34 protein-coding genes and 1 pseudogene are annotated in these 23916 nt (G+C 49.9%); 34 read left to right on the top strand and 1 reads right to left on the bottom strand.

What is annotated here, in order from left to right:
- The first annotated feature begins 244 nt into the window (after nucleotides 1–244).
- The 6 genes and pseudogenes from mobV (at nucleotide 245) to FGS84_RS11525 (ending at nucleotide 4833) form a co-directional block, all read left to right on the top strand.
- A complete protein-coding gene (gene mobV, locus FGS84_RS11550) occupies nucleotides 245–1210 on the top strand; it encodes a MobV family relaxase (RefSeq protein WP_138308412.1) in 966 nt (321 codons plus the stop codon).
- Between the two features lie 8 nt (nucleotides 1211–1218).
- Nucleotides 1219–2073, top strand: coding sequence for a ParB/RepB/Spo0J family partition protein (locus FGS84_RS11545; protein ID WP_138308410.1), 855 nt, complete (start codon nucleotides 1219–1221; stop codon nucleotides 2071–2073).
- 75 nt (nucleotides 2074–2148) lie between these two features.
- Nucleotides 2149–2379: a PC4/YdbC family ssDNA-binding protein gene (locus FGS84_RS11540; RefSeq protein ID WP_138308407.1), complete on the top strand. Its 231-nt coding sequence runs from the start codon at nucleotides 2149–2151 to the stop codon at nucleotides 2377–2379.
- 70 nt (nucleotides 2380–2449) lie between these two features.
- Nucleotides 2450–2641: a stage II sporulation protein R gene (locus FGS84_RS11535; RefSeq protein ID WP_138308405.1), complete on the top strand. Its 192-nt coding sequence runs from the start codon at nucleotides 2450–2452 to the stop codon at nucleotides 2639–2641.
- A 54-nt stretch (nucleotides 2642–2695) separates the two neighbouring features.
- Nucleotides 2696–4553 (top strand): annotated as a pseudogene (locus tag FGS84_RS11530) (recombinase family protein).
- A gap of 40 nt (nucleotides 4554–4593) precedes the next feature.
- Nucleotides 4594–4833 (top strand): hypothetical protein, encoded by a 240-nt coding sequence (locus FGS84_RS11525; RefSeq protein ID WP_347563827.1) that lies wholly within the window; start codon nucleotides 4594–4596, stop codon nucleotides 4831–4833.
- Between the two features lie 612 nt (nucleotides 4834–5445).
- Here the strand turns inward: FGS84_RS11525 and FGS84_RS11520 are convergent.
- Nucleotides 5446–6003, bottom strand: a complete 558-nt coding sequence (locus FGS84_RS11520) for a helix-turn-helix transcriptional regulator (RefSeq protein WP_002570891.1) — start codon at nucleotides 6001–6003, stop codon at nucleotides 5446–5448.
- A gap of 139 nt (nucleotides 6004–6142) precedes the next feature.
- Here FGS84_RS11520 and FGS84_RS11515 point away from each other — a divergent pair, with 139 nt between their 5' ends.
- The 28 genes from FGS84_RS11515 (at nucleotide 6143) to FGS84_RS11390 (ending at nucleotide 23904) form a co-directional block, all read left to right on the top strand.
- Nucleotides 6143–6337: a helix-turn-helix transcriptional regulator gene (locus FGS84_RS11515; RefSeq protein ID WP_048928831.1), complete on the top strand. Its 195-nt coding sequence runs from the start codon at nucleotides 6143–6145 to the stop codon at nucleotides 6335–6337.
- A 153-nt stretch (nucleotides 6338–6490) separates the two neighbouring features.
- A complete protein-coding gene (locus tag FGS84_RS11510; protein WP_347559196.1) occupies nucleotides 6491–8377 on the top strand; it encodes a Mu transposase C-terminal domain-containing protein in 1887 nt (628 codons plus the stop codon).
- Between the two features lie 24 nt (nucleotides 8378–8401).
- Nucleotides 8402–9364, top strand: a complete 963-nt coding sequence (locus FGS84_RS11505; RefSeq protein WP_117502537.1) for an AAA family ATPase — start codon at nucleotides 8402–8404, stop codon at nucleotides 9362–9364.
- 13 nt (nucleotides 9365–9377) lie between these two features.
- On the top strand, nucleotides 9378–9647 hold the full coding sequence (locus tag FGS84_RS11500; protein ID WP_117502538.1) for a hypothetical protein: 270 nt from the start codon (nucleotides 9378–9380) through the stop codon (nucleotides 9645–9647).
- 127 nt (nucleotides 9648–9774) lie between these two features.
- Nucleotides 9775–10170 carry a hypothetical protein gene (locus tag FGS84_RS11495; protein ID WP_002595630.1) on the top strand — a complete coding sequence of 132 codons (396 nt, stop codon included), beginning with the start codon at nucleotides 9775–9777 and terminating at the stop codon, nucleotides 10168–10170.
- Between the two features lie 9 nt (nucleotides 10171–10179).
- Nucleotides 10180–10329, top strand: a complete 150-nt coding sequence (locus tag FGS84_RS30845) for a hypothetical protein (protein WP_171042595.1) — start codon at nucleotides 10180–10182, stop codon at nucleotides 10327–10329.
- Nucleotides 10330–10388: 59 nt separating this feature from the next.
- On the top strand, nucleotides 10389–10580 hold the full coding sequence (locus tag FGS84_RS11490) for a hypothetical protein (RefSeq protein WP_227130318.1): 192 nt from the start codon (nucleotides 10389–10391) through the stop codon (nucleotides 10578–10580).
- Nucleotides 10581–10731: 151 nt separating this feature from the next.
- Nucleotides 10732–11217, top strand: a complete 486-nt coding sequence (locus tag FGS84_RS11485; protein ID WP_138308399.1) for a Gp49 family protein — start codon at nucleotides 10732–10734, stop codon at nucleotides 11215–11217.
- Nucleotides 11198–11470 (top strand): hypothetical protein, encoded by a 273-nt coding sequence (locus tag FGS84_RS11480; RefSeq protein ID WP_002570882.1) that lies wholly within the window; start codon nucleotides 11198–11200, stop codon nucleotides 11468–11470. Before FGS84_RS11485 ends, FGS84_RS11480 begins: the two co-directional genes overlap by 20 nt.
- A gap of 92 nt (nucleotides 11471–11562) precedes the next feature.
- On the top strand, nucleotides 11563–11802 hold the full coding sequence (locus tag FGS84_RS11475; RefSeq protein ID WP_117502540.1) for an AbrB/MazE/SpoVT family DNA-binding domain-containing protein: 240 nt from the start codon (nucleotides 11563–11565) through the stop codon (nucleotides 11800–11802).
- The gene (locus FGS84_RS11470) at nucleotides 11799–12455 is read left to right on the top strand and encodes a hypothetical protein (RefSeq protein WP_117502541.1); all 657 of its coding nucleotides are present in this window, start codon (nucleotides 11799–11801) and stop codon (nucleotides 12453–12455) included. Before FGS84_RS11475 ends, FGS84_RS11470 begins: the two co-directional genes overlap by 4 nt.
- A 48-nt stretch (nucleotides 12456–12503) precedes the next feature.
- Nucleotides 12504–12998, top strand: coding sequence for a regulatory protein GemA (locus FGS84_RS11465; RefSeq protein ID WP_117502575.1), 495 nt, complete (start codon nucleotides 12504–12506; stop codon nucleotides 12996–12998).
- A complete protein-coding gene (locus FGS84_RS11460; RefSeq protein ID WP_117502542.1) occupies nucleotides 12982–13305 on the top strand; it encodes a Mor transcription activator family protein in 324 nt (107 codons plus the stop codon). The genes FGS84_RS11465 and FGS84_RS11460 overlap by 17 nt, the downstream gene beginning before the upstream one ends.
- A gap of 91 nt (nucleotides 13306–13396) precedes the next feature.
- Nucleotides 13397–13762: a hypothetical protein gene (locus tag FGS84_RS11455; protein ID WP_138308397.1), complete on the top strand. Its 366-nt coding sequence runs from the start codon at nucleotides 13397–13399 to the stop codon at nucleotides 13760–13762.
- Nucleotides 13763–13767: 5 nt separating this feature from the next.
- Nucleotides 13768–14106, top strand: a complete 339-nt coding sequence (locus FGS84_RS11450) for a hypothetical protein (RefSeq protein ID WP_007863124.1) — start codon at nucleotides 13768–13770, stop codon at nucleotides 14104–14106.
- Nucleotides 14091–14663 carry a phage protein Gp27 family protein gene (locus tag FGS84_RS11445; protein WP_227125930.1) on the top strand — a complete coding sequence of 191 codons (573 nt, stop codon included), beginning with the start codon at nucleotides 14091–14093 and terminating at the stop codon, nucleotides 14661–14663. Before FGS84_RS11450 ends, FGS84_RS11445 begins: the two co-directional genes overlap by 16 nt.
- 2 nt (nucleotides 14664–14665) lie before the next feature.
- The gene (locus tag FGS84_RS11440) at nucleotides 14666–15148 is read left to right on the top strand and encodes a transcription termination/antitermination NusG family protein (RefSeq protein WP_007863121.1); all 483 of its coding nucleotides are present in this window, start codon (nucleotides 14666–14668) and stop codon (nucleotides 15146–15148) included.
- Between the two features lie 294 nt (nucleotides 15149–15442).
- Entirely contained in the window at nucleotides 15443–17197 is a 1755-nt protein-coding gene (terL, locus tag FGS84_RS11435) for a phage terminase large subunit (protein WP_117502543.1), read from the top strand.
- 25 nt (nucleotides 17198–17222) lie between these two features.
- Entirely contained in the window at nucleotides 17223–18605 is a 1383-nt protein-coding gene (locus tag FGS84_RS11430) for a phage portal protein (protein ID WP_117502544.1), read from the top strand.
- Nucleotides 18602–20323, top strand: coding sequence for a minor capsid protein (locus FGS84_RS11425; protein WP_117502545.1), 1722 nt, complete (start codon nucleotides 18602–18604; stop codon nucleotides 20321–20323). The genes FGS84_RS11430 and FGS84_RS11425 overlap by 4 nt, the downstream gene beginning before the upstream one ends.
- Nucleotides 20313–20522: a hypothetical protein gene (locus FGS84_RS11420; RefSeq protein WP_117502546.1), complete on the top strand. Its 210-nt coding sequence runs from the start codon at nucleotides 20313–20315 to the stop codon at nucleotides 20520–20522. Before FGS84_RS11425 ends, FGS84_RS11420 begins: the two co-directional genes overlap by 11 nt.
- A gap of 65 nt (nucleotides 20523–20587) precedes the next feature.
- Nucleotides 20588–20956 carry a hypothetical protein gene (locus FGS84_RS11415; protein WP_117565561.1) on the top strand — a complete coding sequence of 123 codons (369 nt, stop codon included), beginning with the start codon at nucleotides 20588–20590 and terminating at the stop codon, nucleotides 20954–20956.
- Complete coding sequence (locus tag FGS84_RS31195) at nucleotides 20953–21078, top strand: hypothetical protein (protein WP_002595613.1); 126 nt, start codon at nucleotides 20953–20955, stop codon at nucleotides 21076–21078. The genes FGS84_RS11415 and FGS84_RS31195 overlap by 4 nt, the downstream gene beginning before the upstream one ends.
- Nucleotides 21079–21090: 12 nt before the next feature.
- Nucleotides 21091–21765, top strand: a complete 675-nt coding sequence (locus tag FGS84_RS11410) for a DUF4355 domain-containing protein (RefSeq protein ID WP_117502548.1) — start codon at nucleotides 21091–21093, stop codon at nucleotides 21763–21765.
- Between the two features lies 1 nt (nucleotide 21766).
- Nucleotides 21767–22720: a hypothetical protein gene (locus FGS84_RS11405; protein WP_117502549.1), complete on the top strand. Its 954-nt coding sequence runs from the start codon at nucleotides 21767–21769 to the stop codon at nucleotides 22718–22720.
- A gap of 16 nt (nucleotides 22721–22736) precedes the next feature.
- Nucleotides 22737–23093, top strand: a complete 357-nt coding sequence (locus FGS84_RS11400) for a hypothetical protein (protein ID WP_117502550.1) — start codon at nucleotides 22737–22739, stop codon at nucleotides 23091–23093.
- A gap of 11 nt (nucleotides 23094–23104) precedes the next feature.
- Nucleotides 23105–23467, top strand: a complete 363-nt coding sequence (locus tag FGS84_RS11395; protein ID WP_002595609.1) for a hypothetical protein — start codon at nucleotides 23105–23107, stop codon at nucleotides 23465–23467.
- A complete protein-coding gene (locus FGS84_RS11390) occupies nucleotides 23467–23904 on the top strand; it encodes an HK97 gp10 family phage protein (protein WP_002570863.1) in 438 nt (145 codons plus the stop codon). Before FGS84_RS11395 ends, FGS84_RS11390 begins: the two co-directional genes overlap by 1 nt.
- Nucleotides 23905–23916 lie beyond the last annotated feature (12 nt).

Below are 23916 nucleotides of genomic sequence, written 5' to 3'. Positions count from 1 at the left end.
AAGGCAGGGCTGCGCCCTGCTATCCTGCGCCTTGCGGCTTCGGATAAAAGAATGGCGGCATGACGGTGACGGCTCTTGCGAGGGGGTATCCCAAAAACACCGTCATCATCGACATGGCCGTCATGCAGGGGATAAGGGTGACAGTTACGGCAGTCGGCAGGGGGTATCCCAAAACTGCTGTCACCGCCGTCACCGCTGTCACCCAAAGGGCAGTTACCCGCCGAAGAAAGGAAGATGATGAATCATGCCCTATGCAATCCTGCGTTTCCAGAAACGCAAAGCGGGCGGCGTTGCGGCTTGCGAACGCCACAACGAGCGGAAGAAAGAAGCCTATAAAAGCAATCCAGATATAGATATGGAACGCTCGAAAAATAACTACCACCTTGTAAAACCGCCACGTTACACCTACAAGAAAGAGATTAACCGCATGGTAGCCGAAGCAGGGTGCAGGACGAGGAAAGACAGCGTGATGATGGTGGAAACGCTTATTACGGCTTCACCAGAATTTATGAATCAGTTACCGCCCGAAGAACAGAAAGCGTATTTTACGATGGCTCTGGACTTCATTTCGGAGCGTGTCGGGGAGAAAAATATCCTCTCCGCAGTTGTCCATATGGATGAGAGAACACCGCACATGCACCTCTGTTTTGTACCGATTACGTCAGACAACAAGCTGTCAGCGAAAACCATTTTAGGCAACCAGAAATCATTATCCGAGTGGCAGACCGCCTACCATGAGCGGATGTCCTCACGGTGGAATCAGCTTGAACGGGGGCAGTCCTCAATGGAAACGAAACGGAAACACGTCCCCACATGGCTCTATAAATTGGGCGGCAGGCTTGATAAACAGTATGGGGAAATCGTGTCTGCCCTGTCCGACATCAACGCCTTTAACGCAGGGAAGAAGCGTGACAAGGCTCTGGAACTGATAGCGGCATGGCTCCCAGACGTGGAGAAATTCTCTAAGGAAATCAGTAAGCAGAGTGCCTATATCGACAGCCTAAAGGAGAAAATCGGGCAGGAATCAGACTATGCGGGGCGTATGCGTGATGAAAAGTACGAACAGGAATTAAAGGTGCAGAAAGCGAATCAGAAGATATTTGAATTGCAGAGAACCAACGAGCAGATGGGGCGGCTGCTGTCAAAAATACCGCCAGAAGTGTTGGAAGAATTGCAGAAAAACCATAAAAGCAGAATGAAAGAAAGGTAGATATGTGAATGAAGAAACAGGATTTTAAGGTGTTAAAGACCAAAGATTTGTACCCATTTCCCGACAATCCGTTTCATGTTGTGGAGGATGAAACGCTGTCAGAGTTAGCGGAAAGCATCAAGGAATTTGGCATTGTCACGCCGATAATCACACGCCCGAAAGAGGACGGGGACGGTTATGAAGTGATTGCGGGACAGCGGCGTGTCCGTGCGTCTGAACTTGCAGGGATAAACACAATCCCTGCTTTTGTCCTGCCCTTAGACCGTGACCGAGCCATCATCACCCTTGTAGACAGTAATTTACAGCGTGAAAATATCCTGCCATCGGAGCGGGCGTTTGCCTACAAGATGAAATCCGAAGCCATGAAGCGGCAGGGGTTCCGCACAGATTTAACCTCGTCACAAGTTGTGACGAAGTTGCGGACGGACGACAAGGTGGCGCAGGGCTTCGGCGTGGGCAGGATGACCGTGCAGCGTTTTATCCGCCTGACGGAACTGATACCGCCGATTTTGCAGATGGTGGACGAGGGGAAAATCGCCCTCACGCCTGCGGTGGAATTGTCCTTTTTGAAGAAAGACGAGCAGGAAAACCTATTCGCCACGATGGAGAGTGAAGAAGCAACGCCCTCACTCTCACAGGCACAGCGGATGAAAAGCCTAAGCCAGAGCGGGCGGCTTGACATGGATACGATATTTGCGATTATGACCGAGGAAAAGGGAAACCAGAAAGAAACCTTGAAAATCAACACAAGCAAGCTGAAAAAATATTTTCCGAAGAACACAACGCCAAAGCAGATGGAGGACACCATCATCAAACTTTTAGAGCGTGAGTTGCAGAGGAAACGGGGCAGGGACAGCCGCTAATCTTCTTTTTCGGTAGGTAAATGCAGAAATTTGGAACAGGAGAAAGACTGTATTTTAAGGAAAATGAGGTAAGGAATGAAAGAAATCCAGTATGAGATTGTAAAGGAAATCGCCGTATTGTCTGTAAGCGACAGCGGATATACAAAAGAAATCAACTTGGTTTCATGGAATGGGAAAGAGCCGAAGTATGATGTACGCAGCTTTTCCCCGAACCATGAGAAGTGCGGAAAAGGTATCACGTTGAACGCTGATGAAGCGGCGTCACTCCTTAAAGCATTACAGAAAGAAGTAAACAGCGGGGATTGATGGTATCTGATTGACAGGGCGGGGCGTTTCCAGACGTTCTCCTGCCCTGTCTGGAAAGGAAGATTTAAGTATGGGCGAGGATAAGAAAGCAGATAAAAAGAGAAAGCGTGTCGTGCCGAAAGCACCAGTGCAGATGATAATCAGCCGTGAATATGTCGGCACACAGACAGTCACAGAAGCGTTTATCCCGATTATCTCCGAGGATATTCGGAAGAAGATTGCCGAGGGCGACACCTTCGACAAGGAGGGGCTGTCCGCTTAGAATGTACGCAATGGAACATGAAAACAGATAGGACAGATATGGAGGTTTTATTATATGGCAGGAATAAGAGCGAAAAATATGATTTATGATGTCGGCAATTACTGCCGTCTGTCAAAGGATGACGGGACGGACAATGAGAGTGCGAGCATCGCAACACAGAAATCCATCCTCACGGATTATGTAAAAAAGCAGGGATGGAATCTGGTAAAAACGTATGTGGACGATGGGTATTCTGGGACAAATTTTCAAAGACCAGCTTTTCAGGAAATGCTTAAGGACATTGAAAACGGTCTGATAAACTGCGTGATTACGAAAGATTTATCACGTTTGGGGAGGAACTATCTTGACTGCGGACTGTATCTGGAAGTGTTTTTTCCAGAGCATAACGTGAGGTATATAGCGGTCAATGACGGCGTGGACACGCTCAATAAATCCGCTATGGACATCACGCCTTTCCGCAACATCCTAAACGAAATGTACTCTGCCGATGTGTCGGTCAAGATAAAATCGGCGTACCGAGCGAGATTTCAGCAGGGGAAATTCATGGGGACGACAGCCCCTTATGGATATGTCAAAGACCCTGCCGACCATAACCATCTGCTGATAGATGACAAGGTTGCCCATGTGGTAAGGGAGATATTCGACCTTGCGTTAGCGGGCAACGGAATTGCCAAAATCCGCAAGCACATCAACAAACAGCATATCTTACGCCCCGCCGCTTATGCGGTCACGCAGGGGGCAACAGGCTATAAGCGGCACTTTGAAGATAACGAGGAAAACCGTTATATTTGGAGCGAGAACAGCGTAAGGGGCATTTTAAGAAGCCCGATATATGCGGGAAACCTTGCAGGCTACAAGCGGATTGCCGCCAACATGAAAAGCAAGAAACGCCCCTCTAAGCTGCCCGAAGAATGGGAAGTGATACCCGACACCCATGAGGGGATAGTCACGCAGGAGGAATTTGACACCGTACAGCAGCTTATTACAAGCCGCAGATTACCAGAAAACAAGGGCGGCTTTGAGAACATCTTTGCAGGCGTTATTAAGTGTGCGGACTGCGGCTATGCTATGCGGGCTATGAGTGCCAACAGGAGGAAACGCCCCGACATCATCGACTGCGTACAATATTCCTGCAATAATTATGGCAGATACGGTAATATCATGTGTACCGCACACAGCATTGAAGCGAGGGACTTGTTCAACGCTGTCCTTATCGACATCAACCGATTTGCGGATATGGCGGTCAATGATGAAAAGGCAGTGAGGGCGATAGAGAAGCGGCTCACGGAAACAGACCAGAGCAGGGCAAAGGCACTGGAAAAGGAGCAGAGAAAGCTGAACAAACGCCTTGCGGAACTGGACAGGCTGTTTTCCTCTCTCTATGAGGATAAGGTGATGGAGCGTATTACGGAGCGGAATTTTGAGATGATGTCGGGAAAGTACCAGAAAGAACAGCTTGAAATTGAAGCAAGGCTGAAAGAGGTAACGGAAACGCTTAACGACAGCTATGAGAAGTCACAGGGTGTTCGTGACTTCCTCTCCCTAATCCGCAACTATCAAGGAATTAAGGAACTGGACGCAACCATTATAAACGCACTCATAGACAAGATACTTGTTTCGGAACGTGAGAAACTTGCAGACGGGACAGTAAGACAGGAAATCAAGATTTACTATAAATTCATCGGCTTTGTCGGTGAATTACATATCACACCCACAAAACGGTGGACAGCGTTAAAGCCTAAGAATTGTACGGTGTGCGGTGGTGAATATGTTCCCCGCTCTGGAATATCAAAGTATTGTCCCACTTGTGCTAAGAGAATACAGAGGGAGAAATCAAATGAGAGCAAACGCAGGAGCAGGGAGCGAAACAGACAGGCATGTATTGAACTGTCCGCAAAAAATGACCGACTGATTTGGAACAGCGTCAAGGCAGGCTCGAAAGGCAGGGCAATATGTTTCCAGAGGTGGAAGTCTACCGTTATGTGACGGAGCAGACCTTTGATGCGTACCTCTATCAGCTTGTGGAATCGAAGCAGAAATTTATTTCCCAGATAATGACCAGCAAAAGCCCTGTCCGTTCTGCCGAGGACGTGGACGAAGTGGCTCTCTCCTTTGCGGAGGTCAAAATGCTTGCCACAGGGGATGAAAGATTTAAGGAAAAAATGGATTTGGATATGCAGGTTGTAATTTAACGTATAGAATCCAAAAAGAGACCAACTAGAACCCTTAGAACTCCTTAAATCTCCTTACGTTGTAGGAAAGCCCTTGAAAAGGGCCGTATTTAGGTTTAAAGAGCTAGAAAAAATGTTAAATTTTCAAGGAGAATTCAATACCAACTTGAAAAAAAGAAAAGGGCTAAAAAGGCCGTTTTGAGATAAAAGATAACTTATAAAGAATGTCCCATAAAAACCGTTCAAAAACCGTTTAAAAACCGTTTGAAAGTAAACCAGTAAAGCGCTTAAAACCATTGATTTTACGTGTTTTTTTTAATTTAAATGTTTTTTGAAAGCCACCCTTCAAAAGAGGGATGATTTTACGAGGAAGAAGTGAATCTTAATACCAACCACAATACCAACTTGCTAAAAGACTAAATTATAGTTAAAAATGGGAATCGGTAAAGTTGCCGATTCCCATTATATATACCAGAGGGCAGTCTGGTATGGAGATAAATGTACCTAAAGTATATCAGGCCTATTTATGGAAGTCAATTCAAAAAAGAATCATAACGCAAATCTGAAAATCGTAACAAAATCCGTTATTATATAACAATTTCACCAAAACAATTCTAAATTACGATAAACTTTTTATAAAGAAGGAATGTCTGTTTTAACTATATAATTAAAAAATGCATCCAAATCATTCCTAATTACCTGCTTGTGTTTATCAATATTTTTCGAATCTTTATTATTAAATGAAACATAAACCATGCGATCCAAGTCCATTACCAATGTTGTAAGTAATTCAAGATAAATTAATTTTCTATCTTCCCCAAGGGAATGAGAACAATCTAACATATTAGAAAATAAACTAAGAGAATTAGCATAAAAACCATATTCAACATTAGATTTTGTTGAAAGGAGAGTCATTATTTTGAGTAAAGCACCATTTGACACTTCTGTCAAGGACGCTTTATCATTTTCATATACTTCCGTATACATTTCTCCATTATCATTTAAAAGCCATGACTCACTTACTCCGAATTCTAAGCAAATAAGCTTTAGTAATTTATTAGTAGGAATTTCGTTACCGTTTTCCAATCCACTTAAATAAGATTGGGATATCAAAAGTCTTTTTGCAAATTCTTTTTGAGTTAAATGTTCGGATTTTCTAAGCACTCGTATTCTATCACTAATATTATTCATTTTCCCTCCAATGAATATCAGTATACTGATAAAAACCTCCAAAATAACTTGACAAATATCAGTAAGCAGATATAAAATATTAATACACTGATAATTATATATTAGAGAGATAAAAAAATCAATTAAGGCGGTGAATGATTTGGATGCTGGTAAAATTATCAAAAATATACGCAAAGAAAAAGGACTTAGGCAAAAAGACATTGCACATGCAATGACTGTTGAACAGTCATATATAAGTCAAGTTGAAAATGGAAAAACAGTACCTACACCTATGTTCATCAAATTATTTTGTCTTACCTTTTCTGTAAATGAAGAACAGTTTCATGAAAAATAAATGTTGAAGCGGGGCATATGTTCCGTAATGTAGAGGCAGTTCCCCGAATCTGAAGATGAGAGACTATAAGGTGGTGATTAGGATATGGGACAGATGCTCACTGTAAAGCAGGTGGCAGAAGTTAAGGGATGTAGAGTTCAGTATATTCAAAGGATGGCTAAAGAAGGAAAACTTCCGTCAGTGAAAACAGTCAATAATAGGAACCAAAAAGTGTACCAGATTCCCCTGGAAAGTCTCCCGGATGAACTCCAACAGCGCTGGTATCAGATGCAGGTAGAACAGATGCGCGAGGAAAACGGTATAGAAGAGGAGAATCGGGGAGGGACAGATCAGTTTTCCGCAGAAGAACGGCTGGAGATAGACTTCTGGCTAGAGTTGGTGAGAAAATGGCAGGAATACCGTAACCTGGCCCCCAAGAGGAGCAAGGGGGAAACCGACCAGAAGTTTCTTATCTGGTGCAGCCTGGAATATCCAGACCGGACCATTTCCATGGATATCTTATATCGAAAATGGAAAGCAGTTCGGGAGAATAATATGGCCGGTCTCACAGATAAGCGTGGAAAATGGAGAAAAGGCACAAGTGACATCCATGAGACTGTCTGGCAGGCATTCCTTTATTACTACCTGGATGAGGGTCAGCATACCATCCAGAAGTGCCTGGAGTATACCAAGATGTGGATAAGGGAAAAGCAGCCAGAACTGTATACGGATATCCCCAGCTATTCCTCCTTTTACCGGAGGCTTAACCGGGATATACCGGAAGGCGTGAAGGTGCTGGGGCGTGAAGGCCATAAGGCATACAATGATCGCTGTGCTCCCTATATCCGCAGAATTTATGAGGATATTGCTAGTAATGAGTGGTGGATTGCGGATAATCATACATTTGACGTGATCGTGGTGGACAAGAATGGTAAGCAGCACAGGCCATATCTGACCGCTTTCATGGATGCCCGCAGCGGCATCCTGACCGGCTACTATATTACATACAACCCCAGTTCAGAGGCCACACTAATTGCACTCCGGAAAGGGATTCTGGAATACGGCATCCCGGATAACATTTATGTGGATAATGGACGGGAGTTCCTGACCTTCGATATTGGAGGGTTGGGGCACCGCAGAAAGAAGCCAAAGAATGGCGAGGAGCGGTTTGAACCACCTGGTGTGTTCAAGCGGCTTGGAATCAACATGACGAATGCCATTGTCCGGAACGCAAAGGCCAAGATTATTGAGCGCCGGTTTCGCGATGTCAAGGATTCCCTGTCAAGGCTGTTTGATACTTATACAGGAGGCAGTGTGGTTGAAAAGCCAGAACGTTTAAAAGGCGTTTTAAAGAAGGATGAAATCTATTCAGATGATGAGTTTCAGGAATATGTCGAGGCAGTGATTGACTATTATTTCAACCTTCAGCCCTATCATGGGGCGGTCCCGGCAGACCATGGAAAACTCAAAATGGATGTATTTAACGAACATCTGATTAAAAAACGCACAGCCACGGCAGAAGCCCTGAATCTCATGCTTATGCGCAGCAGCCGTGCACAGACCGTAGGCAGGCGAGGGGTGCACCTGGATATTGCAGGAGGGCGAATTGATTACTGGAACGATGATTTTGTTCATCTAATGCTTGGCAAGAAGGTGTATTTCAGATATGACCCGGATAATTTAAGCGAAGTACGGATTTATGACCTGGAGGACCGTTACATTATGACGGTACCAGCGGATAATGAAGCAGTTCTTTCCTATAATGCTAGCAGAGAAGATGTCAAAGCAGCTATGGCAAAAACCCGTAGGCTGGAAAAGGTTGCTAAGGAATATATTGAACATGCTGTCCTGGCAGACTGTGACAAGGTAACAGCCATGGAACTGGTGCTGAAGGAAGCACAATACAATAAAGAGAATTACCAGGGCAAGGCCAACCCCAAGGTGCTAGAGGTTCAGAGGGCAGACGAGGAACCAGCATTTAAGAAGGTGGTTGGAGGTATCGATCTGGATCGAATGATCCGGAATGCGGAAATCAGACATGAACAGGAAAAACAGAGATAAGGGACAGACAGGGAGGTAAATGCAATGAGTAAAGAGTATAACGTAAAATTACAGAAGAAGCTGGAAGATTACCTGGAGGCCGAGGGCCTAAGCCAGGCAAAAGCAGCACCGATCCTGGGGATTAGCGCGGCAGTACTCAGCCAGTACCGCCGAAGCGTCTATGACAAGGGCGATATTGGGGAGGTCGAGAAAAAGCTGGAAGAATTCTTCCGGATCAAGGAAGAACAGGGCCAGAACAGCCGGAAGGCGGAGCCCTTCCGAGCCAACCTGCAGGGATACATCCCTACATCCATATCGGAAGCGGCCTACAAGTTGATCCGCTACTGTCAGCTTGAGAAGGGGATTGTGGTTATTGACGGAGACGCCGGAATCGGGAAAACCAAGGCAGCTGCCAAGTTCCTTCAGGACAACCCATCCACCACGGTATACCTGAAGGCGGCCCCCAGCACTGGGACGTTAAGAAGCCTGTTGAAGATGATCGGGAGGGCGTTGAAACTGCCGGAGAACCAGCGGACGGAAGATTTGTCCTTTGCAATCCAGGACAAGCTGAAGGAGACGGATAAGATCATCATCATTGATGAGGCCCAGAACCTGAAATTCATGGCCCTGGAAGAGATAAGGGGCTGGGTGGATGAAGATCCCCTTACGGGGAAGCCGGGGATCGGCATCGTCCTGATTGGTAACGTAGAAGTATACAATAAGATGCTGGGCAGACAGGAAGCCATCTTTTCCCAGCAGTTTAACCGGACCCGGCTCCATGGCCGGTACCGGACTACAGACATCAAAAGGGAAGATGTGGTCAAACTGCTTCCCGCATTGGAAGAACGTAGGATGACGAAAGAGATTGACTACCTGCACAGCATCAGCCGAAGCAAGTGGGGAATCCGTGGAATGGTCAATGTGTTCCGTAACGCGGTAAATGATGAGGATGTATCAATGGCTGGACTTGAGCGGGTGGCCGGTACCATGGGAATCAGGTTTATATAGGAGGGGAACAGGCATGAAGCGTTTGAATGAAAAAGTGATAATGATGGTAAGAGGACTTATGATCGGGAGCAGCATGGCGGCAGTACTAACAGTTTTAGTGATGAGGGGCAAGCTTGGAATATGGGGATTCATTAGCGTTCTGGGTTTGATCGTTCTGGCGGGTCTGAGCGGCTGGATGATTGGATTTCAGACCAGAACGCGTCTGGATGCGGATCAGGTGTGGCTGAAGGGATATAAAGAAGGCCGCCAGGACGGATGCCTGATACCTTCACACCGGGAATAACTCATTAGTAAAAAGGGGTCTAGGCCCCTCCTTAATGCAGCCACCTGATGGTGTAGGTCACAAGCCCTGACAAATGCAGAGTGAGGAAACAAAAGGAAGAAGAAAGTATAAAAGGAGGGAGGTTAAGTTGAAGAGTCAGGAGAACCATTCCGTAAGGCTGGAGGAGTTCCTGGCCTGGGTGAAGGAATGTGAGGAGCAGTACCGGACAGCCAGTGAAGCGGTAGCCCTTGAGGACCGGCGTCTGCAGGACCTGCTGCATGAGATGGAGTTTGCGGCCACCAGCAAGGAACGGAGCCGTGTGGCAACGAAGCTCTCCAGGAGCCGGAAGCTTCGCAGGGAACAGAAGGACATCATGAAACGGAATGAGCAGGTAGTGGAATTCTTCCGGGAACAGCCAGCGAGAGCAATCCTTAAACGGATGAATCAACTGGTGGGCCGTCAGAAAACGGAGGAACAGTACCTGGACGGGAAGCGGACATACAAGCCGAGAGTAGAAGGAGGCGGGAATGGAAAAGGAGCATAGGCCACAGAAATGGGAAAACGATGCCTGTCCTGTCGCCACAGGCGAGTAATAGAAGACAGCAGGGGTGAGAGCATCAGCTTGTGTGTATGCGCAGTGGGAAGGAAATACCTGAATCCGGTATGCCCCCTTGGGACATGCGGCCGGTATCTGGGATATTAGAATTTCCGGTAGAGCCGGAGGAAAGTGAGAGCTATATGAATATAGGTGATTCTGTAATTATGAATGAAAAATATGTTGTAGCAGAAAAGAACCAGGGGAAGGTTTTTACAGTCAGAAGCCAGCATTTTGATATTTGCGGGACAGAGTGCGTCATGCTGGAAGGATACAGTGGCGGGTATGCTGTGGATGGACTTACTGTGGTAGGAAAGCGTATATCGGGGCGAGAAGCTGTTGCCCAGTTATTCCGCTAAACTGATATACTGCGAAGGAAGGGAGGCCGTTTATGAAGTTAAAAGTTATTTCCTGCTTACTTGCCATGATCATTTTCGCGGCCGTGATATATCTGAGGTTGAATATAGTTGCATATTTCTTAAAAATAGTCTGAAATTGGAGGAAAAACATATGAAGAAATACATAGGAACCAAGCTGGTCCAGGCGCGTCCAATGACAAGAGGCGCGTATAACAGATACCGTGGGTGGGAAATCCCGGCGGATGAAAACCCGGAAGATGAAGGATACCTGATACAGTACCCGGATGGATATGTCAGCTGGAGCCCCAAGGGGATGTTTGACCACTCCTATCTGGAAGTGGATGATAACTCGCAGCTCCCATCCGGCGTGAGCATCGGACCCGGAATGGTGGAGGCGTTCATTGACCAGGTAGAGGTCATGAAGCTGGGGGAGCGCACGGCCGTGGTCCGGTGCATCTTGAAAAATGGGTTTGAGCTGGTGGAATCCAGTGCCTGCGTGGACCCAAGAAACTATTCGGAGGAGATTGGCCAGGAGGCCTGCATGGAGAAGATCCGGGACCGGATATGGAACCTGCTTGGTTTCCTGCTCCAGACGGCCTGGATGGGGGTGAGAAAGGATGAAGGCACTAAGGGATGAGTTTTACTTTGAACCCCGTGTGATTGACAGCAGCGGGAAGCTGCGCTGGTATGGGGAAGTATACACCGGCAACATGCTGCTCCTGCACACGGAGGAGACCGTATACATAAGGGATAATGGCAGTAAACTTTTTATCTATACGCTGGACAGTGACCAGATGAAGCAGGAACAGCGGATTGAAGCGGTATTCACCCTGGTCTGTCAGGTACAGAAATACAGTAATAAGTGGCGGTATGGAAAAAGGAACCGCTAAGGGGCATCCGCCCCTTCCTAATGCAGCCACCGGCCTATAGCCGGTGCAGGTCACAAGCCCTGATCAATGCAGAGTGGGAAAGGAGAAATTCCATGCAGATGAGTAAAAAAGTTACCAAAGGCGGCGGTATCACTATTCCACGTATACTCCGCCAGGAAACAGGAATCCTTCCGGGGGTCCCAGTGGATGTGACAGCCGATGCTGCCGGAATCCATATCGTGAAGCATGTCCCAGCCTGCCGGTTCTGCGGGACAGTGGAGGATGTGGCTGCCGTATGCGGGATGGAAGTCTGCCGGACCTGTGCCGGAAAGATTGCGGAGGTGTTCCAGTGACGGAGAAAACAATGGAAATCAAAGCCAAGGCGGACCGTCTGGTGGAGCTGACGGCCCAGAAGGAACGGGTCCAGGCGGAGATGGAGGAAATCAAGGCGTGGTTTGAGAACCTGGCTGTCAATGACTTAAAGGACACCAAGAAAAAGACCGTGGAATACTGGGGCAGCAGTAATGCCCGGGTGGTGGTGGGAAACAGTGAAACGGTCAAGCCAGTTTCCATGGCGATGGTCAAACGGCTTTTAAATACCGTTTACCCGGACTTTGTAACGGAAAAGACCAGCTATTCCCTTGCAGCTCCGGCCAAGCGCCTGTTCACCATCGCCTATCTTGGCGCCTATACGGAAGGGACACTGGATGATACCATCCAGGCCATCACGAAGGATGAGAAGCTGCAGCGGACGCTGCGTAAGAAGCTGAAAGGAAAGTATGAGAAGGACACGGAAAGCCTGATGAAGTCAGCCGGGATGGACGCAAAGGAAGCCAGCGACTGGGCCTATCTGGTGTCAGAGGTGGTCAACTGGGAGTGGATGCTCCAGGTGCTGAAGGCAGCCGAATGGAGCGGGACACCCCAGGAAGCGGTTGATATCATCAACGCGGCCGTGATTGTGGATGAGAGCCTCAAGGTGACGGTAGGAGCGGAAGAAAAAAGTTAGGAAATGTCAGCAGGCCAGGAGGCCATAGAGGAGGGGAGAGATAAAGCCATGAGAAGCATTGACCCATACCAGATGAAGCGGATTTATGCTATTGGACATCAATTAAGCCTTGTGGGCCATGACCATGAGGACGAGCTGCATGCGCTGGTGGCCACCATAACCGGGAAAGAGTCCGTGAAGGCCCTGAGCTATCGGGAAGCGGAATCTGTAATTGCCAGGCTTACGCAGCTGCAGGGCGGGCAGGCCCCTCCAAGGCCCCGGCGAGAACGGGAGCATCCATCGAGGCCTGGCGGGGTAACAAGCGGCCAGCAGAAGAAGATATGGGCCTTGATGTATGAGCTGGCCAAGTACGATAAAAAGCCTGGGAGTGTATCACTGGGAGATCGTCTGTGCGCCATCATCAAAAAGGAACTGGGGACGGACGCAATTGCCAGGACACCCTTTGCCTGGATTGACTTTGACTCAGGAAACAAGCTGATTGAAGTATTAAAGGGGTATGTAAAGAGCGCCGGAAGGGGGTGTAAGGATGGACCTGTTGGATAGGGTACAGATGGAGGACCTGGATGAGGAGCAGCGTACCCTTGCCGGACTCATCGGTATAGAGGCTTTCCGGGCCCTGGTGAGGAACTATAACGGTACCCCCATTTATATCCCCAAGATAGAGAGCCTGGAGAAACCGGTGAGGGACGAACTTATACGGGAGGAGTTTGACGGAAAGAACTACCGTGAGCTTGCCTTGAAATATGGATTGACAGAAACCTGGATTCGGAATATAGTCATAGAGAAAGCCCGCGAGATACGGGCAAAGCCGATGGATGGCCAGATATCCTTAAAAGGAATTTTGTACTAAATTTTTTAAGTACTTTTTTTGAATATTGCCTCATGATGAGATACACTTGCACTAGTTTGCAGGTGTATTTTTTTGAATTATGAGGTTAGCGATGAAAGAATGGGTCATAACGACAGTAATCACCCTGGGAATCGGGGTTGTCTCATATTTTTTGAAACGGACCATGTCCCAGGTAGATCGGCACGACACGGAGATTCGGGAGGGCCGCGAACAATCTGCCAGTAAAGAGGATTTGAAGGAGCAGACGAAAGAACTTAAGGACGATATCCGGAAAATCCGTGAGGATTATACACCCAGGGATACCCACCAGAAGGACTTTGATGAATGCCGGAAGGACATTAAAGAAATTCGTGAGAACTACCTGACCAAAGATGACTTTATCCGTGAAATCAGCAAGATGGACCGGAAACTGGACCGGATGATGGAAATGATGATAGAAGCAGCAAAGAAAGGGTGAGTGATATGAACAGAGACGAAATGATGAAACGGATCAGAGCGGATGCGTTCCCGGCAAATAACGGATCGGTCCTTACCTGTATCAACCTGCTGAACCGGAGCGGCTTCAGCCCATTGGAGCAGGTCCGGGTCGGAGTGAAAAACTGGGGCGTGGAAAAGCCGGAATTTCTGGACAGCATCCATTTCCTGAAGTTGGCCGGATACATCGAAACGCGTACCATTGAAGGCCGCATTTCTGGCGCGGATCTGGCCGACTACAATTATGACGAATTGGAAGCAAGGGCGTCGGAAAAGGGCATCCGGCTGATGCAGGGAAGTCTGACTGACGAATGTGTGAAGGTATGAGCGGCGAGAACCGGCGTCGCAGCATTGGAAAGGTAGACCGGCTTCCTCCGGAGCTAAAGGATACAGTGGAGCAGATGCTGCTGACCGGAAGCACTTACAAGGAGATTGTGGCATACCTGAAGGAAAACGGTGAGGAAATGAGCCAAATGGCCATTTGCACCTATGCCAAGAAGTACCTGGCCACGGTGGAAATGATTAACGTGGCTCAGAGTAACTTTTCAATGCTGATGGATGAAATGAATCGCTACCCGGATCTGGACACATCGGAGGCGCTTATCCGTCTGGCCAGCCATCATGTGATGAATGCCCTGACGAACGTGGACGAGGAGCAGATGAAGGAAGTGCCGGTGGATAAGCTGATTAAGGAGACTAACGGCCTTATCCGCGCAGCGGCCTACAAGAAGCGTATTGAAGTCCAGACACGGGAGAATTATGAGGCCGGACTGGAAGCGGTTAAGGGACTGGTATTCGAGGCCATGGCCAAGGAACAGCCGGAGCTGTACCGGCAAGTCAGCGCCTATCTGAACAAAAAGAAGCAGGAAGGGATGGAGGGATAGCCATGCTGTGGTATGTGGTCCAGGTGAGAACCGGTGAAGAAAGAGACATTGCCGCGAAACTGACGGACATGGGGTTCCAGACGCTGGCACCGGTGGAGAACCGTCCGGTCCGAAGCGGAGGAGCCTGGGGAACAAAGGAGTATGTACTGTTCCCCGGTTATGTGTTCCTCCAGATGGATTACAATGCCGGAAATTATTACCGGCTGAAGGCTGTCCCAGGAATCGTAAAGCTGCTGTCCGGTACCCTGACCTACCTGGAAGCAGAATGGATCCGGCTGTTGGCCGGACAGGGAGGAATACCTCTGGAGCCCACACTGGTGCGGGAGACAGAGGGGGGCCTGGAGATTGAAACAGGCATCCTGCAGAACTTTAAGAGCCGTATCATACGGATGGATAAGCGGAGCCTCAGGGCTACCATTGAGCTATCTATCTGTGGTGAGAAGAAAGAGGTGCAGCTGGGCATCCGGCTGCCAGAGGAAGTATAGGACAGACAGGAAACGCGAAGAATGCAGACGGTTGATTCGTCCCGGTGCAGGAAGCGCGCGGACATAAGGAAACGGAACCAAGCGGGAAAAGCCCGGTCGGGATGGCGAAGCCAGTCCTTCCGGGAACTCCAGGCGGGGTTCCGTTTTTGATTGGGACAAGACCCCGTTTAAATCGTATCAGGACCCGTTTAAAAGCGTTCAAAAGATTCCCAGCGGGGAAACGCCCCAATAGACGGGAAATTCCAAATACGGGCCGTATATGAAGCCGGGAACGGCAGGGAGGAGGTGGAAGCCATGAGGAAAGGAAAGCAGAAAAGCATTGACACCTTGATGGGGGCACTGGCGGAGGCGGAAAGCCGGGCTTTTTATGAGGAAGAGGACAACGTTTTAAACGACCTGGATGAACTTTTGAACGTTTTTTTAAGGAAGGGTGAGGAGCCGGAACGCAGGCAGCTTTTAAAGGAGTATGATTCCGGCCTGCCACTTACCGGACCTGAGGGGATTCGCAGGAAGCTGGGAGCCATTGACATGGAGTTTTTTGGCCGCGCTTACTTCCCCCACTACTTTTCCAAGCCCTCCCCTGGCTTCCACCGGGACCTGGACGCCATCTGGCAGGATGGTGTGTTAAAGGGCCGCTTCCCCATCACACCGAAGGTAGCCAGGGAGATTGACCGCCTGCCCGGATGCCGCCGGGCCGTGGCAGCCCCCCGAGGCCATGCGAAGAGCACCACGCTGACCTTCAAGGGCAGCATGCACGCCATCCTGTATCAGTACAAGCATTATCCCATCATCCTCTCTGACAGTTCGGACCAGGCCGAAGGATTCCTGGAGAACATCCGTGTGGAGTTTGAGGAAAACGGCCTGATACGGGAGGACTTCGGGAATCTGCAGGGAAAGGTATGGCGTAACAATGTAATATTGACTACCACCAACATCAAGGTGGAGGCCATCGGGTCAGGCAAGAAGATACGAGGCAGGAAGCATCGAAACTGGAGGCCGGACCTGCTGGTGTTGGATGATATCGAGAATGATGAGAACGTCCGGACCGCGGAGCAGCGTTCCAAGCTGTCAAACTGGTTTAACAAGGCCGTTTCCAAGGCAGGCGACAGTTATACGGATATCGTGTATATCGGGACCCTGCTGCACTATGACAGCCTGCTGGCCCATACCCTGACCAATACGGGGTATAAATCCATCAAATACAAGGCAGTGCTCTCTTTCTCCCAGGCAGATGACCTCTGGAAGGAATGGGAGGACATCTACACGGACCTTTCCAATGATTCCCATGAGGAGGACGCAAAGGCATTCTTTGAAGCCCATAAGGCAGAGATGCTCAAAGGGACGGAGGTCCTGTGGGAGGAGAAGCTGTCCTATTATGACCTGATGAAGATGCGGATTGATGAGGGTGAGGCATCCTTTAATAGTGAGGAACAGAACGAGCCCATCAATCCGGATGACTGCCTGTTCCAGGAGGAATGGCTGGATTACTACAACGAAGCCGAGGCGGACTTTAAAGACCGCAGCTTTGTGTTTTACGGCTTTGTGGACCCATCCCTTGGAAAGACTAAGCACAGCGACTTTTCGGCTATCATTACCCTGGCTAAGCATAAGGGAACGGGATATATGTATGTGTTTGATGCCGATATTGAGCGCCGCCATCCGGACCGCATCATTTCAGATATCTTGGAAAAGGAGCGGCGGCTTAGACGAGATTATGGCAGGGGATATAAGAAATTCGGTTGTGAGACGGTGCAGTTCCAATGGTTCTTAAAGGAGGAGCTGGTAAAAGCCAGCGCCAGAGCGGGGCTGTACCTGCCTGTGGAGGAAGTCCCACAGACGGCGGACAAAACGCTGCGCATCCAGACCATGCAGCCGGATATCAAGAACAAATACATTAAGTTTAACCGCCGCCATAAGCGCCTGCTGGAGCAGCTGGTACAGTTCCCAATGGGAGCCCATGATGACGGCCCAGACGCCCTGGAGGGGTGCCGGACCCTGGCCAAGAAAGTCAGAAAGTTTAAGGTCATCCCAAGGGAAAGCTTGATCTGATAAGAAAGAGGAAAGAAGGAATCCAATGATTGTATATATGGACCGGGCCTCCATCGAGTCCCTGACGGTGAAGGATATCCGGGAAATCGTGGTGAAGCAGAGTTACCAGATGAAATATCAGAAACTGGAACGCTACTATGTGGGGGATCATGACATCCTGCATTCAGAGAGAACGGATAAGACCGGAGGTGACAACCGGATTGTCAATAACATGGCCCGCTACATCACCGACACGGCCACGGGCTATTTCCTGGGACAGCCGGTGGTGTACAGCTCCGAGAACGAGGAATATCTGCAGACCATTCAGGATATCTTCGACTATAACGATGAGCAGGATCACAACACGGAGCTGGGGAAACAGTGCAGCATCAAGGGGGACTGCTTTGAGATGGTTTATCTGGATGAGGACGGGAGGATTCGGCTGGGCCTGGTTTTTCCAGAAAACCTCATCCTGTTTTATGAGACGGAAAGCGAGTTCACCTCCCCGCTTGCGGCTATCCGCATGGTGCGGGGCATGGATAAGAATGGGAACATTCTCCTGCGTGTGGAGTTTTGGACGTGGACACGGGTTATCTACCTACAATCTTTTAACGGAGGAGTGTTAGAAGTGACCGGGTGGAAGGAGCATTATTGGAATGACGTGCCATTTTGCGAGTACGTCAACAACCGGGAGCGGATTGGGGATTTTGAAGGGGTCCTTTCCGAGATTGACGCTTATAACCGGGTGCAATCCAATACGGCCAACTATTTCCAGTACAATGACGATGCCATCCTGAAGGTGACGCGGCTGGGGGATGTGGATTCCAAGGACATAGCGCAGATGAAGCGGGAACGTGCCGTTATTCTGGAGGATGGAGGGGATGTGGGCTGGATTTTAAAGACAGTGGATGACACGGCGCTGGAGAACTATAAGAACCGGCTGCGTGAGGATATCCACCTGGGAGCCAATGTCCCCAACATGACGGATGAAGCGTTTGGAGGTAACCTGTCCGGGGTGGCGGTATCCTATAAGTTGTGGGGCCTGGAGCAGATATGCGCCATCAAGGAACGGAAGTTCAAGCGGGCCCTGCAGCGGAGGATTGAACTGATCACCCACGTCCTGAACCTGCTGGGACATAACTATGATTACCGGGACCTTGATATGCAGTTCCGGCGTAATAAGCCGCAGAACATTCTGGAGCAGTCACAAATCATCGGAAACCTGTCCAGCATGCTGCCCAAGGAGACGCTATTGCAACTCCTGCCCTTTGTGGACAATCCGAAGGAGGAACTGGAAAAGCTGGAGGAGGAGAAACAGGAAGGGGTGGAATCCTTTGGGATGTACCAGAACCTGGCCCGGGCTTTCCAGACCCGTGAAACCAGACTGGAGGGAACGGCTGAGCCGGAAGAGGAGGCTGAGAAAGGATGAACCAGCGGCAGCGCAATGCATGGATTGAAGCAGCAAAAGAACAGGTCTTAAGAAACGCAGAAGCGTCCGATGGATGCGAGGCAGACTTGATGGAGCTGTATGACGAATGTGTGAATGGCCTTGAAAATGAAATCCGGGCCTTTTACAGCCGGCATGCAAGGGACAATCAGCTGACAGAGGCCCAGGCCTCAAAGCTGCTGACGGGAAAGGAATACAGTACATGGAAAAACTCGCTGGAAGGGTACCTTGAGGAACTGGAAGGCCAGGGGAAGGATTCGCGGCTGGCCTTGGAACTGAACACCCTGTCGGCCAAGAGCCAGGTCAGCCGGAAGGAGCAGCTGCTGGCAAATATCTACCACAACATGGCCCGCCTGGCCGGCCGGTCAGAAACAGAGCTGACCGGACTGCTGGAAGGCCTGGTGCAGACCAACTATGAACGTAAAATGTTCGATATCCAGAGTATCGGGGGAGTGGCCTGGGATGTGTCGAAGGTGGATGAACGGCTGTTAAAGCAGATATTATCTTATCCATGGAGCGGAAAGCAGTATTCAAAAGCGCTTTGGGACAACACGGACCAGCTGGCAGCGCTGACCCGCCGTGAGCTGACTCTGGGATTCATGAGCGGGGCCAGTGTGGATAAGATTGCAAAGGAGATTGACGATGTGATGGGGAAGGGAAGGTATGCGGCCCAGCGTCTGGTACGGACAGAGGCCAGCTACTTTGCCAATCAGGGCCAGCTGCTTGCGTATCAGGATGCCGGGGTGACAAAGTACCGTTTTCTGGGCGGAGGCTGTGAAATTTGCCAGCGCCTGAATGGTCAGGTGTTTGAACTATCAGACGCGCGGGCCGGGGAGAACCTGCCGCCCATCCATCCGAACTGCAAATGCACCACGGTGGCAGCCTATGATATACCCGTATTTAAACAACGCCAGGGAAATCCGCTGAAAAGTAATCCGAAGTTTGAAGAATGGAAGAAAAAACATATGGAGGAAGCGGATAAAGCAGAATCAGAACCAGGACAGGAAAATGCGAAGAAAGGCATCTTTGCGAATCTAAAGGATCGGCGGGAGGCGACCGGCCTGCTGCAGCCCTACGCATCCAAGGTAAAGGTGACCGGGGAGGTGAATCAAGCAAATTACAAGAAAGCAGCTGCAGAGCTGGAACGGCAGCTTGCAAAGGCCCCGTTTCAGAAACTGGATGAAATCACAATATTTAATTCCCGGGATGCGCCTGGAAAAATGGGATCAGCCGTAGGAAAACGATTGCGGATGGGTACGGCGCTCATGAATGCGCCGGAGCAGTATTATGAAGGAAGTGTACTGAATTGGACAAAACGGATTGAAACTTCCATGGGAAAGCTGCGGGCGAGACTGAATGAAGGGGCATCGGAAGCAGTCAGGGAGGCATATGGCAGGCAGATGGAATTAAAACGCTACAGCCGGGGAAATGTCTTATATAAAGGCCGTGAGATAGCATGCGTCATCCAGCATGAAATGATGCATATGATTGTAAACGAAACAGGGATGCGGGATGACAGGAAATTAAAGGAATGTTATAATAGGGCTATGAAAAGCGGCGATGTTTATGGTATTTCCTACCGCGCTTCGGAAAATGAACGGGAGTTTATTTGTGAGGCAGCGGTTATGTACGAAAACGGGGAGCCGATGCCGGAATACATAAAACGCCTGGTGAAGGAGTGTAAATCGCATGAAGCATGAGAACTGTGAAAACTGCCTGGTATACGATGAACTGATGGAGGGAATCCTGGCTCCCTGTGATGAGGAGGAGGCATGGAAGCTCCACTACTGTCTGTCATATGAAAAAGGAATCCCAAAAGAGATATGGTCCGGGAAGAACGCCTGCCCGTATCGGATTGAGCCAGAATCATCTGGAGGGAACGATACAGTAACGAAATGAGAATGAGTCCCATCTATGGGGCTTATTTTATTACGCAAAAATAGGAGCAATGGAAGGAGAATAACATGGAAAAACGTAAATTACTGTTAAAGGACGGAACAGCCATCATCTTGGAAGCCGGATCCTGCCTGGGGCAGATGGAGGCCGCCTATGAGGGGCGGGAAGCCTTAATGGCGGATTGGGAGAAGATGACAAAAGAGAACTTATCCCGGGTACAGATAAAGAACGGTGATACGGTGACCGGGACCTACGAGCACCTAATATTTGGAGATCCGGTGCTGGTAGTCCGGGGAAAGGAGGACGGCACCCTCCTTGCTTCCTGGGGGATCCGGGAACGGACGGAGCTTGAAAAGCTGGCGGACCGAGTAGGGGCAGTGGAGGAAACCACGGATGTGCTTGCTATGGATGCACTGACAGGAGGTGAGGGAGCATGATACAGACATTGACCCGTATCTATCGAGAAACAGGCAACGAGCAATATCTGACCAATGCGGTCAAAAAGAAGTGGATCACAGAGGAAGAGAAAGCCCAAATCATGGCGGAAGTGAATGGATAGGAGGAACATCGGATGGAAGAAGGAACAAAGGCAGCTGTGTCAGAAACGGTATTGGAGCAGCAGGGAGAGAGACAGGAGGAGGGGGGACTGCTTGATAAGATACGCAGCCTCCTGGGAGGAAGCCAGAAGAAAGAGGAGGGCCCGGGAGTACAGACGCCCGCAAAGGATGGGAAAACAGCAGGGGAAACAAAGGAGGAAGGGACAGACGGGAAGGAGGCTTCCCGTGAAAAGAAGGCAGAAAAAACCTATACCCAGGCAGAGCTGGCCGCTGAAATTGAAAAAGCCGTAAAGGAAGCAAAGGAGGCAGAAGAGGCCCGGCGGGCGGAGGAAAAGCGCCTGGAGAAGCTTTCGCCGCAGGAACGGGAGGCCGAGGAGCGCGAGGCTATGAAAAAGGAGAACGCAGAGCTGACCGGGAAACTGAAGCGGATGGAGCTGGAACAGAAAGCGGCCGCTAAGCTGGCGGAGAAAAAGCTTCCGGTCGGACTGTCGGAATTCCTGGATTATACAGATGAAGCCAGGATGGCGGCCAGCCTGGAGAAGATTGGAGCCATGTACCAGGAGCAGTTGGAGACAGGCATCAAGGAGCGGCTTAAGGGCACCACTCCCAAGGGACTGGGAGGAGCAGCCAGCCTGACAGACGGCATGATCAGCGCGGAAATTCAGAAACGAATCAGAGGAGGATTATAAGATGGCAAACACAATTGAGTATGCAAAGATATTTCAGCCGGCTCTTGACGCGGCGGCTGTGGAGCAGGCTACATCCGGCTGGATGGAGGTGAACCGTGACCTGGTGCGCTACAGCGGGGGCGATGAGGTGAAAATCCCCGATGTCGTCATGGACGGGCTGGCGGACTATGACCGGAGGAACGGGTTTGTCGCGGGCAGCGTGGACCTGTCCTGGCAGACCATGAAGATGACCAAGGACAGGGGCCGCTCCTTCCAGATTGATGAAAACGATGTGGATGAGTCCGGCTTTGTGCTGGCAGCCGCCAGCCTGATGGGAGAATTCCAGCGGGTCCATGTGGTCCCGGAGATTGATGCTTACCGTTACAGCACCATTGCGCAAAAATGTATGGGATCTGACTTGGCAGAATACAGCTATACGCCTGCGGAATCAAGCATCCTGAAAGCGCTCTTAGATGATATAGCGGCTGTGCAGGACGTGGTAGGGGAGAGCATCCCACTCATCGTTTCCATCTCCACCCTGGTTTTAAACCTCTTGAATAATTCGGACAAGCTGTCCAGGCGGCTGGATGTGACGGATTTTTCCCAGGGAGATGTGACGGTCAAGGTCAAATCCTTGAATGGGATTCCCTTACGGTCCGTGCCTTCTAGCCGCATGAAGTCCAAGTATGTATTCCAGGACGGAAAGACAGCCGGACAGGAAAAAGGCGGATTTAAGGCGGCGGAGGACGCCATTGACATCAACTGGCTCATCACGCCGCAGAACGCCCCCATCGCGGTCTCTAAAACGGACAAAATGCGTATCTTTGACCCGGAAACCAACCAGAAGGCACGGGCATGGGGATGGGATTACCGGAGATACCATGATCTGTGGATCACGAAGGAAAAGCTCAAGACCTGTCGTGCGAATTTCAAACAGGCAAAACCGGCCTCTGTGGAACCGGAAGAAACGGCGTAATGGAGGGGAGACGCATATGACCAGTGAGCAGCTTACTTGGATAACCGGGGAGGTGATGGCCTCCCTAAAGCTATCGGATGACAAGAAATCAGATGTGGAGCGGTGTATTCGGCGGATTGGAACCATGGTCCTCATCCGCTGCAATCGGGAGGATATTCCAAAAATGCTGGAGCCGGTGATTGCACAGATGGCGGAGGACACCTTAAAGGAGGAGATGAACCTGTCCGGTGCAGGGGCCGTCACCTCCGTGACCAGGGGAGATACCTCCATCACCTATCGGGACGACACGGCCCTTACCCAGGCATGCTCCCGGCTTTTGAAAGACTATGAGCCCCAGCTGCGCCGCTATAAAAAGATGAACCTGCCAAAATAAAGGAGGAACACATGACGGAAGCAGATATCCTGGCTTTGACCTATGAAGATACCGTGACTGTTTACCGACCTTTCAAAGACCGTCTGCCAAACGGAGAGACGGTCTTTCACAGGAAAGCGGAGGGAAGGAAGGTTTATGAATCTATCTCCTGCGCTTTATCCACCCATACGGGAGGAACTCTGAACCGGGAACTGCCCGCAGGAAGTGTCCCCACCCAGTATAGTCTATTTGTGCGTCCGGAGATAGAGATAGAGCCTAATGACTATCTGGAAATTAAACAGAGGGGACGGCTCACCAAAGCCATGGCCGGACTGGCCGAGCGTCAGCCCTCTCACAACCAGGTCCCGCTTGTCCTGGAACAGGAGCGTGTCTGATGGCCGGGACGGAATACCGCATGGATGGACTGGACGAATGGGAACAGGAACTGGCCAGGGCCATTGAGGAGCAGTATCCGGAAGAGTTTAAGGCCATGGTCATCCAGGTGGCCATGGAGCTGCAGGGCAAGGTCAAGGAGAAAACTCCTAAAAAGACCAGCTGGCTGCAGAACAACTGGAAGGTGGGGGAAGTCCGGAAACGCGGGGATGAATATGTGATTGAGGTGTACAACAACGTAGAGTACGCCGAAGCGGTGGAATGGGGGCATCGGCAGAAGGTAGGGCAGTATGTTCCGGCCCTGGGGAAGCGCCTGAAGGCAAAGACGGTTAAGGGGGCCCACATGATGGAGCTGTCCCTTGCGGAGCTTCAGGCCGTACTTCCCGGATACCTGCAGGAGTGGATGAACGATTTCCTGAACACCCATGACATTGTATAAGACAGGAGGAAC

The organism is Clostridium sp. 1001271st1 H5 (genome assembly GCF_005845215.1).
Classification (GTDB): Bacteria; Bacillota; Clostridia; order Lachnospirales; family Lachnospiraceae; genus Enterocloster.
This window is presented reverse-complemented; position numbering and strand designations above follow the sequence as displayed.